Source organism: Sulfurimonas marina (assembly GCF_014905095.1).
GTDB classification, from domain to species: domain Bacteria; phylum Campylobacterota; class Campylobacteria; order Campylobacterales; family Sulfurimonadaceae; genus Sulfurimonas; species Sulfurimonas marina.
This window is the reverse complement of sequence record NZ_CP041165.1, coordinates 1,578,400-1,593,913: the sequence shown is the minus strand read 5'-3', so window position 1 is coordinate 1,593,913 and position 15,514 is coordinate 1,578,400. Positions and strand designations below refer to the sequence as shown.

Here is a 15,514-nt window from a genome sequence, read left to right as displayed (position 1 = left end):
TTACTATTTTAAAGAATTTTGAGTAATTTTCTCGAAGTTCTTTAAAATCTTGCTACTAACATCACAACTACTTAAACCGTTTAATAATTTATCTATGTTGAAGCCTAATTTTTTTAGATCATCTTCTTGGTTGAGGATATACTCTTTCATAATATTGATATCAAATTCCGGGTGAAACTGTACGCCCCAGATATTTGTTTTAAATCTTACTATTTGATGGTTTTCTTTTTTATTTTTTGCTAACCTCTTTGCATTATAAGGAAGTTTTACTACCGTTTGATAGTGTGTTTCGTATGCGTAAAACTTTTTTGGAAGAGCTTTTAATATTGGGTCATGGTTATGTTTTTGAAGGGTATTTATTTTTACTACACCTATCTCTTTCCCGTTTTTGTTAAAATCGCTTTTTCCCCCTAATGCCTTTGCTATAAGTTGGTGTCCATAGCAAATACCTAAAAGAGGGATATCTCTTTTTGAGATTTTTTTTATGTATTGCTCAAGTTGTATACTCCAAGGGAGTTCATGTGTTACCATAGAGTGTGAACCGGTGATAATGAATCCTGTTGCACTCTTTAAATTTGGTAGTTTTTCATTCTTTAGAATGTTGATAGTTTTTATTCTGTTTTTTGACTTTTTTAAAAATCTTGATATCCATGAATCAAAATCATTGTATTTTTGTTTTGTTTGTGGAAAAGTCTCTCCCACTTTTAAAATGTATAGATATTTCATAAAAATATTATATTGAAACACAGAGTTTTAGATATCTCTTTTTTGTACCTTTTTTAACCAATGCTATGAATATTTTAGCTCTTATTCATAAAATGTTGTAAACTCTTCTAGCGGTATTCTCTCAGTTTTAAAACTGTTGACCGATGCATCTTTATCTTCATATCCTAAGGCAATTCCGCACAATAAAGTTTTATCTTTATCAATACCAAGCTCATCTCTTACAATTAAAGGAAATTCTGCCAGTGATGCCATTGGACAGCTTCCTAAGCCTAACTCTGTTGCTACCAGCATCACTGATTGTAAAAAGATACCATAATCTAAATATGAGCCTTTTTCTAAAACAGAATCAATGAAAAAGTAAAGAACCACAGGGGCTCCAAAAGCTTTGTAGTTTTTTCTCCACTGTTGAAGCTGTTTTTCTTTATCCTCTTTTTTGATACCTAATGTCTTATACAGTAGAAGCCCCATATCTTTACGTCTGCTTTTATAAGGTTCCCTCCACTCTAAAGGGTAGTATTGATAATCCATAACCTCTTTACGGTTGTTATCAAATGCTTCTAACATCTTGTTTTCTAGAGCAGTTTTCTTTTTCCCGCTTACTACGCAAACATTATAAGGTTGCATATTTACACCTGAAGGTGATAATTTGGCAGATTCTAAAATTTGAATAATTTTTTCTTTTTCGACATCTTTATTCAAAAATGCTCTAACAGATTTTCTTTGTTTTAATATCTCTATTACACTCAAAACATTGCCTTTAGTATTAGTTTATTAATTATATAAAATTGATGTAGCATAAAGATAGCATAAAACAGAGTTAGAAAAAAGGTGGGAAGAAAAAAACACCGTACCAAGGAAGGTACGGCAGATAGATAGGATTTGTAGTCTGTTAGGAGACTTACATCATCCCTGGCATACCCATTTGTGGAGGCATTCCGGCATTTACGTCAGGACCTGCTACTTCCTCTTTTGGGATTTCAAAGATAGCCGCTTCAGTTGTAAGAAGTAGTGAAGCTGCAGAAGTTGCGTTTGTAAGAGCTACACGTTCTACTTTTAGAGGGTCAATGATACCAGCTTCAAACATATCTACATATTCACCAGTTGCAGCATTGAAACCTAAGTTTTCGTTGTCTGAGTTCTCGATCGTATTTACTACAACACCTGCATCATAACCAGCATTGATAGAGATCTGTTTTACAGGAGCTTTTACAGCTCTTAAGATGATCTCTGCACCAATTTTTTGGTCACCTTCAAGATCAAGGCTTACTTTAGCAGCAGCACGCACAAGAGCCGCTCCACCACCGATAACGATACCTTCTTCAACAGCAGCTTTTGTAGCACTAAGTGCATCGTCAACTCTGTCTTTTTTCTCTTTCATCTCAGTCTCAGTTGCAGCACCAACTTTAATAACTGCTACACCGCCTGCAAGTTTCGCAAGACGCTCTTGAAGTTTCTCTTTGTCGTATTCACTTGTAGTGTTTTCAATAAGTGTTCTGATCTCTGTAATTCTAGCAGCTACTGCATCTTGAGCACCGGCACCGTTTACGATAACAGTGTTGTCTTTGTCAATTACTACACGAGCAGCTTGACCAAGCATATTGATATTTGTACCTTCAAGTGTAAGACCAGTCTCTTCAGAGATTACAGTACCGGCAGTTAATATAGCAATATCTTGAAGCATTGCTTTTCTTCTGTCACCGAATCCCGGAGCTTTTACAGCAGAGATATTAAGAACACCGCGAAGTTTGTTTACAACTAGAGTTGAAAGTGCTTCACCCTCTACATCTTCAGCGATGATAAGAAGTGGACGGTTTGTTTTTTGAACTTGCTCTAGTACCGGTAAAAGATCTTTTAACGATGTGATCTTGCTGTCAACTAGTAAGATCCAAGGGTTTTCAATCTCAGCTGTCATCTTCTCAGTGTTTGTGATGAAGTATGGAGAAAGGTAACCACGGTCAAACTGCATACCCTCAACAACATCTAACTCATCAACTATACCTTTAGCTTCCTCAACAGTGATAACACCGTCTTGACCAACTTTTTCCATAGCTTCTGCGATCATGTCACCGATCTCTTTGTCAGAGTTTGCAGAAATTGTAGCTACTTGTGCGATTTCGCTTTTATCTTTAATTGTTTTAGAGCTCTCTTTTAGTTTCTCTAAAATTGCTTCACACGCTTTGTCCATACCGCGTTTTACTTCAACAGGATTTGCACCGGCAGTAATGTTTCTAAGACCCTCTTTAAAAATAGAGTTTGCTAAAACTGTTGCAGTTGTAGTACCGTCACCCGCTTCATCGGCAGTATTGCTAGATACCTCTTTAACAAGTTGTGCACCCATATCTTCTAGTTTATCACTTAGTTCAATTTCACGAGCAACTGAAACACCGTCTTTAGTGATTACAGGACTTCCGTAAGATTTTTGAATAAGTACGTTACGACCACGTGGTCCCATAGTTACTTTAACTGCATCTGTTAGTTTTTCAACACCGCGAGCTAAAGCATTTCTTGCATTATCTGAAAAAATTATCTCTTTTGCCATTATGTATCCTTTATAGATTTATATAGTTATAAAAATTATGAAATTACACCTAGAACATCAGCAAGTTCTAGTACGATGTAGTCTTGCCCTTCAAGAGCGATTTGCGTACCTGAGTATTTACCGTATACTACTGTATCGCCAACATTTACATTTGTGATCTCTTCACTGATAGCGATCACTTCAGCACGATTTGGTTTCTCTTTTGCATTGTCGGGTATAATGATACCGCTAGCTGTAGTGTTTGATTCCTCAACACTCTTAACAAGAATTCTTTCACCTAGTGGTTTGAAGTTCATAATAACCTCCTGAATAATTTTTAAAATAATGTGTTTTATAAACGGTGAGAATATTACAAAAAAATTGTAAAAATGTCAATACACTCTTAGTCACTTTGACTAAAGTTTATTTAGTTTAAAAAAATAAATATACTTGGTTATTTTCAATAATAGCTAAAAATGTAAAAAAATTTGTTCGTTTTAGAAAACTCTAAGATGAAGTTGCATATAATTCCAGCCTCTTAAGAAGATGTCAAGGTAGCTCAGCTGGTTAGAGCGCTGGTCTCATAAGCCGGAGGTCGAGAGTTCAAGTCTCTCTCTTGACACCATTTTTCTTAAGAATCTTTCAAATATTCCGGATTAGCTCAGCGGTAGAGTAGGTGACTGTTAATCACTTGGCCACTGGTTCGAATCCAGTATCCGGAGCCACTTCTTTTAAAATCCCTAAAATACTTACTTTCAAACTTTATAAGCAGCTAATAGTGTCTGTTTTGTACCAATATTCCATTATGAATTATGTTAAATTCTTTTCTTCACAATAACTCCACAATTATTTTTTATACTCGTCCTAATCAAAAATAATGAATAAAAAGGAATGGGTATGAAAACTATAGTTTTAGTGAGTTTAGTCATTGTTTTCAGTTTTTTCAGCGGGTGTGGAAGCGGGGGAAGTACATCTACATTTTCAAAATATTCTCCGACTCAAATATTTGACAAAAAAGTATATACATTTTATATGTTCGCAGATTATAGTTCTGAACTAAATAAAAGCTATCTAAAATTCATCCCTTCTAGCAGCGGATATTATTCCATACATATAGGGACAGAAGATTTTCAAGATTTAGATATAGTACTCTTTAGTGATGAAGAGTTTACTCAGTTTATAACAGCAAAAGATTCAACATCATTGTATGGAGAGAGATTAAACTATAATCTAAAAGCAAATCAGACCTATTATATTATGATAGAAAACTATTCTAATATGTCAGATGTAACTTATTCTTTGTTGGTGACTCCCTCTATCGATAATGGTTTCTATACTAAAACTACACCTATGCAAATACAGTTAACAAGTTCTGATGAGTTTACTCTGTTAAGTTATATAGGATATGACTCACCCTTATATGCATATGATGCAGCTCAAGATAAACATTATATTCACGTATCATCACAAGTCTATGCTACGCTTTATCTGAAAACTTTTATTGCACAAAACGAGCAGGACTTGGATATTAAAGTGTTTTCAGACCCTAATTATTCTCAGCTAATTTATGAAAGCAGTGCAGCTAGTACTACACAAGAGAGCATGCAGATTGACTTTCAAGCCAATACAGAATATTTTATAGAGATACAAAATTTTACAAATGATAGTGAAAGCAGTTTTGTACTGAGTTTAGATAAATATGATTTTTAAACTGTTTCAATATCAACCAGTTCAACACGTTCACACTCTTTTTTGAATAGTTTTCTATTTCTAGCATCCTCTTCGGCTAAAATAAGCAGATCTGCAAAGTCGTTTTTCGATACTTCAAATGTGTGAATCGTTCTTTGCGTTTCTATTTTAATTGTAGCATCATTTTTTGCAAGTACATCAAGGTTCCTTCCACCTTTTACGTACTCCGATTTTATCACCTTAAGTACTTTCTCGTTTTGCAGAAGCTCACTCAGAGATACTTCTTTATAGATATCTGATTCACATAATACTTTGTAACTAACCACTATATTTCCGTCCATTATTTGATTTTACCTTTATACTTATTTTTAGTAGGGTAATTGTATGAAAAACAAAAATGATATTTTAATAATATTTCAAATAGCAATATTTTTGGCATTAAATACTCTTTTGAAATATCATGCTATAATTTTCAGATACAGCTTATAGGTAAGGGGATCAAAGTGATAGTAAAGAAAATGAAGCAGCTTATAAAGTATGCTATTGAGCTCGATATAGATTATCTAGAAACTTTTCTTGGATATGAAGGTGATAATGTTTTGAAGATCACTACAAGAAACAAAGAGACATTAGAAGCTATGGAAGAGTTTTTAAAAAATATCGATCTTGAATACAAAACAGACTTTGATATCTCTGCAGGTACGAGTGGCGGGCATGTAATATACATAGGTGTTGAGGACCCGAGTTTAATTAAATTGAAAAAAGACCATTAATATAGTTAAAAATTTACTGCTTAAAAAATAATCTATCTAAAGAACAAAAAAAAATCATTTCGGTGTATAATGCAGAAAATCTTAATAAAGGATTTAGCGTGAATACAAAAGAAAAGAACATGTGCAGACTTTATAAAGCGCGTACTGCACATTTAAAATGGGTAAATAGCGTTAAGTTGCTTGTATCAGGTGTTAGTGTAGATAAAAAACACTTAACACCACTCGCTCAAGATTCAGAGTTAGGGCAATGGTTTTATAATGAAGCAAAACAATTTGCACAGTTCAATAGTAAAAATGTTTTAGAAGAGATGGAAGAGTTATTAGATGAAATGTATAATATTTACGCAAAAATTTATTCTATCTATTTCGCAAAAGAACAAGGAAAATTAAAAGCTTTTTTAGGATTTAAATCAACTGCTAGTAAATATGAAGTGGAACTTGCTTCACGCTGTTATGAAGACCTTATTGAACTATCTGACCAATTTAAAAACAAATTTGGAGTTTTAGAGAGACAGCTATTAGCACTAGGAGATCCAAAACATGAAATGGTGCGTGTATTTGAACAAGAAGAGGAAGAACGTTTAAAACAAAGTGCACTAGAAGAAGAGGGTGATGATTATTATCATGGACCACGATCGCATTAAGACAAGAAAGGTATAAAGGTTATGATGCAAGAGTTTATGGAGACATACAATAATAATGTCAACGAAATAGAGAAGTTTTTATCTGAAACTATACATAATTTGGGAGAGTTATCCACAAGAGAAGAAAAAAGTTTTGATAACCTTTTTAAGGTTTTTCCATCTTTAGAGTTAGTGTATGTATGTGATAAAGACACATTATTACAGATATCAGATAATATTTACAGAGATAAAGTAAGCTCTTTACCAAAAGGTAGAGACAGAAGCTACTTAATGCAAAAAATAAAGTTTAACAATAGCGATATATCTATTAGTAAACCATACATCAGCAGTGCTACAGGAAAAACATGTGTTACAGTTGTAAAAGAGGAAGATAACAAAGTTTATTTTATGGACTTCACGGTAAGTGCTTTACTTGAAAGATTAGGGCTTATTGAGCTTCATAGAGAGTTCAACCTAATAAGTAAAGGTTTTTACTTTGTTACGGCAAATTTAATGATTTTGTTAGCTGTTTTTACGCTGGGATACAGTATTTATGAACTTGGACACTCACTATTTTTCAAAGAGGGTGGTATCTCAATTGAGTCTATTTTCAAACCTATTATTGCATTAACTTTGGGGCTTGCAATTTTTGACTTATCTAAAACTATTTTAGAACAAGAGGTTGTTTTTAAAAGTTACTCTAAAAACTCCAAACTAGAGTATAAGGTGTTTACAAAGTTCTCTATTACAATTATTATCGCCTTATTGATTGAAGCATTGATGGTTGTATTTAAAATAGCATTACATGATTATTCTCAAATGTTGTATGCCGTGTATCTTATCGGTGGAGTTTCGATACTTGTCTTATCGTTAGGATTATTTATATTCTTTACAAGAAAAGTATCAAGAGAGTAGAAAAGAGTCAACCTCTTTTCTATTTAATCTTTTTTCTATGAGAGTTTTCACTTGGTATAAAAAACTCTAAGTTATCGAGTTTTTTTACTAAAATCTGCTTTGTCTCTACAAGCTGAAGCAGTCTTTTTTTACTATCATCATCAAATAACAGCTCTATATCCTGCATTGTCAAAGGGCGTTTATCAAGCGTATTTAATATATCTTCATTGCTATAGTATGTATTATTTGCTTCTGCATGTATACGTGAAGCTATATGAATAGGCAGAGAAGAGTCAAAGAGTTGAGAAAGCTCATAAAGCTCTTTATAGCTAATGCCGCTTACAGGATAAGCAGGCGGTCTGTCAATAGTACCGAGATCGATTCTGGCAGCATTAACCAAAAGAAGTACTTCGTTGAGTTTTTCTACTTCTTCTTTTGTATCGTTTAAGCCGAGTACGAATAAAATTTCGATGAAGAGTTTCCCTTTATACTCTTTAGAAAACTGTTCTACTCTCGAGACAATATCTTCTACATTTATATCGTGATGCGGTCTGTCTATCTTTTTAAAGATTGCAGGTGTAACGGCATCCAAAGAGAGTTTTACTTGATCGAGCTTGAGTAATGACTCATATACTTTTTCATTGGTAAGCATTGCACTGTTTGTTAAAATAAGTGTCTGAGTACTACCTTTGATTTTATTAATCTCATCGATCAGTTTATCTAGGTGAGGGTAAAGTGTAGGCTCTCCATTCGCAGTTAAAGTAATGACATCTATCTTATCGTGCAAATGTTTTTTGAGTTCAGAGATAATCTCTTCTATGCTTATAGTTTCAGATTGATGATCTACAGTTGCCGCTGGGGCTAGTTCACAATATAAACAGTCAAAATTGCATTGCTTATGGGAAGGGGAGAGGTCTATGCCCAAACTCATGCCGAAACGGCGAGAGTTGATTGGACCGAAGATTATATTATTTTTTTCCACTGACTCTGTGACACTCATTGATGAAGTGCTTAGCATTCTCTACAGGAACATCAGGAAGGATACCATGTCCAAGATTGAAAATATGGCGTTTACCTTGCATAGTTTCTTGAATAACTTCTACACATTTTGTTGTTGCTTCTTTTGAATAAAGACGACACGGTTCCATATTTCCTTGAAGAACATACTTATCACCTAAACGTTCTTTTGCAAACTTCATTGGTGTTGACCAGTCCACACCAAATACATCAAAGTTACCATATACTTTGTCTAAGAATGCAGGAATACCTTTAGGGAAAAGAATAACTGGAATATGTGGATATTTCTCTTTTAAATATTCGGAGATTTCAACCATATATTTCCAAGAGAACTCATCGTACATACCAGGCTCAATTGCAGCTGCCCAGCTATCAAATACTTGAACAACATCAACGCCCGCTTCGATCTGTTTTTCCATATAGATTTTTACAACATCAGTAACTTTTCTAAGGATTTTATGTAATAGATCAGGGTTTGAATACATCATCTTTTTACAGATATTGTATGTTTTTGTCCCTTGACCTTCGATCATATACGTAGCAAGTGTCCAAGGAGCACCCGTAAAACCGATGAGGGCCTTGTCATCAGCTAATTTTTGCTTGATAAGTTCAATAGTTTCATAAACATAAGTAAGTTTAGATGCAGCTTCTTCTCCACCGATTAGTCTGTCTAAGTCAGCTTCAGATTTGATTGGATCAGAAAATTTAGGACCTTCACCTTTTACAAACGATAAATCCATCCCCATTTCGTCAGGGATAACAAGAATATCGCTAAATAAAATTGCAGCATCAACATCTAAGATATCAACCGGTTGTAGTGTAACTTCACATGCCATCTCAGGATTATGACAAAGGTTTAAGAAGTTTCCTGCTTTAGCTCTTACTTCCATATATTCCGGTAGATAACGACCCGCTTGTCTCATCATCCAAACAGGTGTATAAGGTGTTTCTTTTCCAAAACATGCATCTACAAATATCTTACTCATTTTTTTCCTTGTGTATAAATCAAATTCAATTTCTATTAGTATTTTTAATACTAATGATGATGCCCAACTTTACTTAAAAAGTATAAACCAACAGCAACAGCAGTGATAGAAAGGGCTAAATATAAAAGTTCTAGTGGTGATTGGTAACTTGCAAGACCAACTTTTTGGAAAAATCCAACTACTAAAACCATTACGATAACTTTTGAGATCTTATCTTTTAATTGATCAAGGGAGTGGATTGATAGAATCTTATTCTCTTCATCGTCACCTTCTCTTGCTACATCAATATCCGAGATAAACAGTTCATAAATACCAAAAGAAAATAGTAGCATCACAACACCGATCAGATAAAGATCAACTGCACCGATAATACCACCCACTACCAGTTCATGGAAATGTTCAGGGTGATGGTGGTTTACATATGTGTCTATAACGAGTTTAAGTGTCTCATAAATGTCAAATGAAGCAACAGCAAATAAAACAATTGCACCTAAAAGACCAAAAATAACGGCTAAAAGTACAATGAATCTTGAACCCCATAAACCGCTTTCAAATAACTTTTCCATAATTATGCCTCTTGCATCTCTATAAATTTTTGTGCAATTCTTACTGCATTTGTCGCAGCACCTACTCTTAAGTTGTCAGCAACAACAAACATATGTAACATATTGTTTGAATAGTTGTCTTCTCTGATACGTCCAACAAAAGTTTCATTACGGTCAATACAATCTTTTGGCATTGGATATACAGCAGCATTAGGATCATCTAAGATAACGATGTTTGGAGCTTTTGAAAGAATCTCTCTAGCTTCGGTAGCATTTACTTCAGAGTCAAAAGTAAGTGTTAATGCTTCAGAGTGACCACGAAGAACCGGTACACGAACACAAGTAGCACTTAATGCTATCTCTTTGTGCATAATCTTAGTTGTTTCGTTAACCATTTTCATCTCTTCTTTTGTATAACCGTTATCCATAAATTTATCAATTTGCGGGATTACGTTTAAAGCGATTTGTTGGTTAAATGCTTTATGCTCACTCTCGTCAAGTTTAAATGCAAAGAAGTCTTGCATCTGTTGAACTAACTCTTCCATAGCAGATTTTCCTGCACCGCTTGTCGCTTGGTAAGTTGATACATCCACACGAACAAGATCATACGCTTCATCAAGAGGTTTGAGTGCTTGAACCATTTGAATAGTTGAACAGTTAGGATTTGCAATGATCCCTGTTTCTTCCCATTTTGCAATATCTTCAGGATTTACTTCTGGAACAACTAAAGGAACTTTAGGATCCATTCTAAAATGAGATGTATTATCGATCACAACAGCACCAGCTTTAACAGCTGCAGGAGCAAATGCTTCGCTTACACTTCCTCCTGCACTAAAAATTGCGATCTCTATTTCTTCTTGTTCAAAGATCTCATTTGTTAACTCTTTAATTACAAGATCTTGACCATTAAACTCAACAGTTTTTCCTGCACTTCTACTACTCGCTAGTGGAACTAGTTTGTTTAGTGGAAAATCGATCTCCTCTAAGATTCTTAATACCTCTTCACCAACAGCACCGTTGGCACCAACTACCGCTAAATTGAATTTTCTCATAAAGTCTCCTACTTTCTTGTATCTAAATATAAATCTTCTTTTTGAATTTCATCTGTTTCACTAAGTATAACAGCTCTCTCTATTACAGAGATCAGCTCACGGATATTTCCTGGCCAATTATACTCTAACAACTCATTTTTTGCCTCTTTTGAAAATGTTTTATTTTCAAATCCATATTTATTACAGTTTTTTTCACATGTAATCTCTGCAATGCTAAGTATCTCATCTTTACGTTCTCGTAAAGGTGGAATATTTAGTGGAATCGTATTTAATCTATAATATAAATCTTCTCTAAACTCTCCAGCCTTGATTTTTTCATCTAGGTTTGCATTCGTTGCAGAAACTACTCGAATGTCTATTTTTATAGGTTTTGATGAACCAAGACGGCGTACCTCTTTCTCTTGTAGAGCACGAAGCAGTTTTGCTTGAACTCCGTAAGGCATCTCTCCAATCTCATCTAAAAACAGTGTCCCGCCGTTAGCAAGTTCAAATTGTCCCGCTTTTGCTTCAAAAGCATCGGTAAAAGCACCTTTTTCAAAACCAAATAATTCACTCTCTATGAGGTTTTCAGGAATTGCAGCCATATTGATCGCTACAAAAGGCTTTTTAGCTCTTTGTGAATTTTTATGCACATAAGAAGCAAATACCTCTTTTCCTACACCACTCTCACCTAGAAGTAAAATACTTGCATCTGTTTTACTCGCTTTATCGGCAAGTTTCAAAATATTTTTAAGTGCTTCTGAGTCTCCTAAAAAGTCACTTGTATCTTTTTTAGTTTTTTTCGAAGCAGTTTTTTTAACATTTTGAACTTTTTCTTCCCGTTTAATAGCTGCCACTAGAGTGTCTACATCAAATGGTTTAAGTAAAAAGTCTTTTACACCTAACTGAATAGATTCAATAGCACGAGATAAGGTTGCATTTCCGGTCATAATAATAACTTCAAATTTTCCGCCTAGTTCTTTTACAAATTCTATGCCATCCATTCCCGGCATATTGATATCTGTTATAACTAGATCAAAGCTATCATCTAAGCCTTTGAGTGCATCTTTGGCATTTTTAAAGGTTTTTATTTCAAACTCTTTAAATTCACCCATAGCAATCTCTAGCGATTTTCTCATATTGATATCATCTTCAACTATTGCTATCTTCACGAAAGGTCCTATTTTACGAGCTATTTTAAAGGCGTAATTTTAACAGAATTATCATTAAAATCGACTTTGAAACATGTTGTTTTTAGTGTAAGTACTGTTGTAGAAGAGTTTTGAAAGTTTATTGTTTTCTCATTATGCTCTACTTGTAAACCAAGTTTATGTAGATAGTTTACAAACTCTTGTCTGTTTTTTTCGATCACTGTTTTTAGTTTTTCTGAATTGTGGGGATCTAAAAAGATACTCTTTTGAGGTATACCTGTGCATTGTTGCATAGCGGGAGATATGTCAAGATGCTCATTATATAAAAGCGCATCTTTAACAACATATCTGTAAGAGATTAGGTATTCACCCGCATATAAGCTAAGTGAACTAAAGATTAATGCGCAAATTGAGAATAAGATAGAGCGATCTCCATCTCTACTTCGCATAGTCCCTCTTTAAAGTTTGTTTCAACGATATTTGCATTTTTAACCATTGCTTGAACAGATGTTCTTACAGTTGAACGTTTTACCATCATATTTTTAATCAAGTCTTGACCATCAACACGAACACCTTTTACTTTCTCAGCAATTAGTCTGTATGCATCAGCAACAGCTGCACGTTTCGCAAGTGCATAAGCTTGAGCAGGTGAAGCAGTATTTAAAGGTGCTACACCTTGTCCTACAACACTGATAATTAGTTCTTTATTAGCTTCTAAAACAGGCTCGTTATCTACAACTTCAGCAGTCTCTACTTCTTCTGTTTTTTCTTCAGGTTTAGTAACCTCTTGAACAGATGCAGATTGTTGCTCTACCGTAGGGTAGTTTACATTGATTACTGTTTCATTAGGTACAGTAATTACTTTTGTAGAGTCTTGAGCTTGAGATTTTGTCATAATCTCTGTTTCAGCTGCAAAAGCATTTAAACTAAGTAAAGTAAGTAATACTAAAGAGTATTTCATAAAATATCCTTATTGAAGAGACAGGCTCTTCAGAGTTATTGTAAGGGTTTAAGCAAGAACTATTCCAAGTCTAGTGTTGCTTCACCTTCAGTGTTTTCATCATCCTCTTCATCTTCTTCTTTTTTCGGACAACGAGAGATGCTTGCTACATCGTCACCTTTTACTATATATACACCAGAAGTGTTACGGCTTGATTTTGAAATTGTTTGCATATCTACACGGATCATTTTACCGGCTTTTGTAAGTGCCATCATATCCATGCTCTCATCAACCATTAAGATACCAACAACATTTTTACCTGTTTTTGCGGTCATTTTCATAGCGATTACACCTGAACCACCACGGTTTGTCAGACGATATTCACCAGCATCAGTACGTTTACCAATACCTTTTTCACTTACAATGAGTATCTCTTGTTCATCGCTTGAGATGATATTTGCATCAACAACTTCATCACCTGCATGTTTAAACTTGATACCTCTAACACCACGTGTACTTCTACCTTGTTCACGAGTTTTCTCAATTTCAAATTTAATACATTGTGCCATTTTTGTTACGATGAAAAGGTATTTAGTTTCTGGCTCAGCAATTTTAGCTGTGATTAGTGAATCATCATCATCAAGTACAATTGCTCTTACACCGTTACTTCTGATATTGCTAAATTCACTTAAGTTTGTACGTTTAACAACACCGTTTTGTGTAAAGAATACAAGTGATTTCTCTTCACTGAAATCAGTTGTTGGGATAATCGACTGTATTTTCTCATCTTGTACTAATTGAAGCAGGTTTACAACTGCCTTACCTTTTGCTGTACGTGTGCCTTCTGGGATTTTATAAACTTTTAACCAGTGAAGCTGTCCGCGATCTGTTACAAATAATAATGTATCGTGTGTGTTACATGTAAAGAATCGCTCAATAAAGTCATCTTCATATGTAGTTACAGCAGTTTTACCTTTACCGCCGCGTTTTTGTTTCTCGTAGTTCGCTAAAGGTACACGTTTAATGTAACCTCTGTGAGTAATAGTTACAACCATTGGCTCATTTGGAATTAAGTCTTCGATGTCGATATCGTCATAATCGTCTTCAACATCTGTTTTTCTTTTTCCAGAATATGTTTCTAAAATCTCATCAAACTCTTCATCGATAATACCGTGAAGTACTTCTTCACTTTTTAAGATAGACTCTAGGTATTCGATCAGTTTCATTAACTCTTGAAGTTCGTTCTCGATTTTTTCGATCTCTAAACCAGTTAAACGACCAAGTCTCATAGCAACGATACTTGCTGCTTGGATTTCAGAGAAGTCAAATTCGCTTACTAGGTTCTCTTTTGCAAGCTCTTCAGTTTTTGATGCACGGATAACACGAATAACATCATCAATGATATCGATCGCTTTTTTCAGACCCTCTAAGATGTGTGCACGAGCTTTTGCTTTTTCAAGATCAAAGATAGTACGACGGATAATAATTGTTTTACGGTGATTGATAAAGTGTTTTAAAATATCAATTAAACCAAAGATACGAGGCTCTTGATTTAATATAGATAGCATAATAATACCAAACGTTACTTGCATAGCTGTTTGTTTGAAAAGGTTGTTAAGAACAATTTCACTCATCGCATCTTTTTTAAGCTCAATTACAACACGCATACCGTCACGGTCTGACTCATCACGAATTTCACTTACACCGTCGATCAGCTTATCTTTTACCAGATTTGCAACATTTTCAATTAAACGTGCTTTATTTACTTGGTATGGAAGCTCATCAATAATAATGATCTCTTTTTTACCTTTTTGCTCAATATGTGTTTTTGCACGAATTTTGATACGTCCACGACCACTTTCATATGCTTCTATAATACCTTTTTTACCGAAAATGATACCACCCGTTGGAAAATCAGGTGCCGGGATATATTCCATAAGCTCAGTTAATGAAATATTTGGATTTGCTAAAACTGCTTTAAGTGCATTCATCACTTCAGTTGGGTTATGTGGAGGTATATTGGTAGCCATACCAACTGCGATACCGCTTGAACCATTAATTAATAGGTTTGGAACACGTGTAGGCATTACATCCGGTTCTTTTGTTGTAGCATCGTAGTTATCGATCATGTTTACAGTGTTTTTATCAAGATCTTTTAAAAGTTCTCCTGCATATTTTGTCATACGTGCTTCCGTATAACGCATTGCTGCTGCAGAGTCACCATCAACTGAACCGAAGTTTCCTTGTCCGTCGACAAGTTCCATTCTCATTGAGAAGTCTTGAGCCATACGAACAAGCGCATCGTAAACTGCTGTATCACCGTGCGGGTGGTACTGACCGATTACATCCCCGACGATACGTGCAGATTTTTTGTATTTTGAACCAAAAGATAGGTTTAGTTTATCCATAGCATATAGTATACGTCTATGAACCGGTTTTAAACCATCTCTAACATCTGGTAACGCACGACCGACGATAACACTCATTGAATAGTCAAGATAACTGTTTTGAAGTGTCTCTTCAATATTTATAGTCTGTATCTCTTCGTTATTTAGCAAATCACCCATATAACACCCTAATATAAAAATTAAATTTGGTAGATGATACCTAAAACTCTCTTA

At 34.6% G+C, this 15,514-nt stretch carries 17 protein-coding genes and 2 tRNA genes; 6 read left to right on the top strand and 13 right to left on the bottom strand.

Annotation, left to right across the window (positions count from 1 at the left end; genetic code table 11):
• Nucleotides 1-3: 3 nt before the first annotated feature.
• The 4 genes from FJR03_RS08140 to groES form a co-directional block, all read right to left on the bottom strand.
• Nucleotides 4-726, bottom strand: coding sequence for a glutamine amidotransferase (locus tag FJR03_RS08140; protein ID WP_193113019.1), 723 nt, complete (start codon nt 724-726; stop codon nt 4-6).
• A gap of 81 nt (nt 727-807) precedes the next feature.
• Nucleotides 808-1,473, bottom strand: a complete 666-nt coding sequence (locus FJR03_RS08135) for a nitroreductase (protein WP_193113018.1) — start codon at nt 1,471-1,473, stop codon at nt 808-810.
• Between the two features lie 151 nt (nt 1,474-1,624).
• Complete coding sequence (gene groL, locus FJR03_RS08130) at nt 1,625-3,265, bottom strand: chaperonin GroEL (protein ID WP_193113017.1); 1,641 nt, start codon at nt 3,263-3,265, stop codon at nt 1,625-1,627.
• A gap of 35 nt (nt 3,266-3,300) precedes the next feature.
• A complete protein-coding gene (groES, locus tag FJR03_RS08125) occupies nt 3,301-3,561 on the bottom strand; it encodes a co-chaperone GroES (protein WP_193113016.1) in 261 nt (86 codons plus the stop codon).
• Nucleotides 3,562-3,792: 231 nt separating this feature from the next.
• Between groES and FJR03_RS08120 the strand changes: the two genes are divergently transcribed.
• The 3 genes from FJR03_RS08120 to FJR03_RS08110 all read left to right on the top strand — a co-directional run bounded on the left by FJR03_RS08120 (nt 3,793) and on the right by FJR03_RS08110 (nt 4,954).
• A tRNA-Met gene (locus FJR03_RS08120) sits at nt 3,793-3,869 on the top strand.
• A 25-nt stretch (nt 3,870-3,894) separates the two neighbouring features.
• Nucleotides 3,895-3,969: transfer RNA gene (locus FJR03_RS08115), tRNA-Asn, on the top strand.
• 172 nt (nt 3,970-4,141) lie between these two features.
• Nucleotides 4,142-4,954: a hypothetical protein gene (locus FJR03_RS08110; RefSeq protein ID WP_193113015.1), complete on the top strand. Its 813-nt coding sequence runs from the start codon at nt 4,142-4,144 to the stop codon at nt 4,952-4,954.
• Here the strand turns inward: FJR03_RS08110 and FJR03_RS08105 are convergent.
• Nucleotides 4,951-5,274: a hypothetical protein gene (locus FJR03_RS08105; protein WP_193113014.1), complete on the bottom strand. Its 324-nt coding sequence runs from the start codon at nt 5,272-5,274 to the stop codon at nt 4,951-4,953. The two genes, FJR03_RS08110 and FJR03_RS08105, sit on opposite strands and share 4 nt — an antisense overlap.
• A 162-nt stretch (nt 5,275-5,436) precedes the next feature.
• Between FJR03_RS08105 and FJR03_RS08100 the strand changes: the two genes are divergently transcribed.
• The 3 genes from FJR03_RS08100 (at nt 5,437) to FJR03_RS08090 (ending at nt 7,244) form a co-directional block, all read left to right on the top strand.
• Nucleotides 5,437-5,706, top strand: a complete 270-nt coding sequence (locus FJR03_RS08100) for a hypothetical protein (RefSeq protein WP_193113013.1) — start codon at nt 5,437-5,439, stop codon at nt 5,704-5,706.
• Nucleotides 5,707-5,768: 62 nt separating this feature from the next.
• Nucleotides 5,769-6,350: a hypothetical protein gene (locus FJR03_RS08095; RefSeq protein WP_193113012.1), complete on the top strand. Its 582-nt coding sequence runs from the start codon at nt 5,769-5,771 to the stop codon at nt 6,348-6,350.
• Between the two features lie 21 nt (nt 6,351-6,371).
• A complete protein-coding gene (locus FJR03_RS08090) occupies nt 6,372-7,244 on the top strand; it encodes a PDC sensor domain-containing protein (protein ID WP_226962106.1) in 873 nt (290 codons plus the stop codon).
• 19 nt (nt 7,245-7,263) lie between these two features.
• Here FJR03_RS08090 and FJR03_RS08085 read toward each other — a convergent pair whose 3' ends face one another.
• From FJR03_RS08085 to gyrA, 8 genes are read right to left on the bottom strand one after another with little or no spacing between them, the layout of a single operon-like run.
• Nucleotides 7,264-8,154 carry a radical SAM protein gene (locus tag FJR03_RS08085; protein WP_430739136.1) on the bottom strand — a complete coding sequence of 297 codons (891 nt, stop codon included), beginning with the start codon at nt 8,152-8,154 and terminating at the stop codon, nt 7,264-7,266.
• A 37-nt stretch (nt 8,155-8,191) separates the two neighbouring features.
• The gene (hemE, locus tag FJR03_RS08080; RefSeq protein ID WP_193113010.1) at nt 8,192-9,226 is read right to left on the bottom strand and encodes a uroporphyrinogen decarboxylase; all 1,035 of its coding nucleotides are present in this window, start codon (nt 9,224-9,226) and stop codon (nt 8,192-8,194) included.
• Between the two features lie 50 nt (nt 9,227-9,276).
• Nucleotides 9,277-9,792 (bottom strand): YqhA family protein, encoded by a 516-nt coding sequence (locus FJR03_RS08075; RefSeq protein WP_193113009.1) that lies wholly within the window; start codon nt 9,790-9,792, stop codon nt 9,277-9,279.
• 2 nt (nt 9,793-9,794) lie between these two features.
• Nucleotides 9,795-10,823 carry an aspartate-semialdehyde dehydrogenase gene (locus FJR03_RS08070; RefSeq protein ID WP_193113008.1) on the bottom strand — a complete coding sequence of 343 codons (1,029 nt, stop codon included), beginning with the start codon at nt 10,821-10,823 and terminating at the stop codon, nt 9,795-9,797.
• 8 nt (nt 10,824-10,831) lie between these two features.
• The gene (locus FJR03_RS08065; RefSeq protein ID WP_193113007.1) at nt 10,832-11,974 is read right to left on the bottom strand and encodes a sigma-54-dependent transcriptional regulator; all 1,143 of its coding nucleotides are present in this window, start codon (nt 11,972-11,974) and stop codon (nt 10,832-10,834) included.
• A gap of 20 nt (nt 11,975-11,994) precedes the next feature.
• Nucleotides 11,995-12,402: a hypothetical protein gene (locus tag FJR03_RS08060; protein WP_193113006.1), complete on the bottom strand. Its 408-nt coding sequence runs from the start codon at nt 12,400-12,402 to the stop codon at nt 11,995-11,997.
• On the bottom strand, nt 12,351-12,914 hold the full coding sequence (locus FJR03_RS08055) for an LPP20 family lipoprotein (protein ID WP_193113005.1): 564 nt from the start codon (nt 12,912-12,914) through the stop codon (nt 12,351-12,353). Before FJR03_RS08055 ends, FJR03_RS08060 begins: the two co-directional genes overlap by 52 nt.
• A 59-nt stretch (nt 12,915-12,973) precedes the next feature.
• Nucleotides 12,974-15,460, bottom strand: a complete 2,487-nt coding sequence (gyrA, locus tag FJR03_RS08050; RefSeq protein ID WP_193113004.1) for a DNA gyrase subunit A — start codon at nt 15,458-15,460, stop codon at nt 12,974-12,976.
• Between the last annotated feature and the right edge of the window lie 54 nt (nt 15,461-15,514).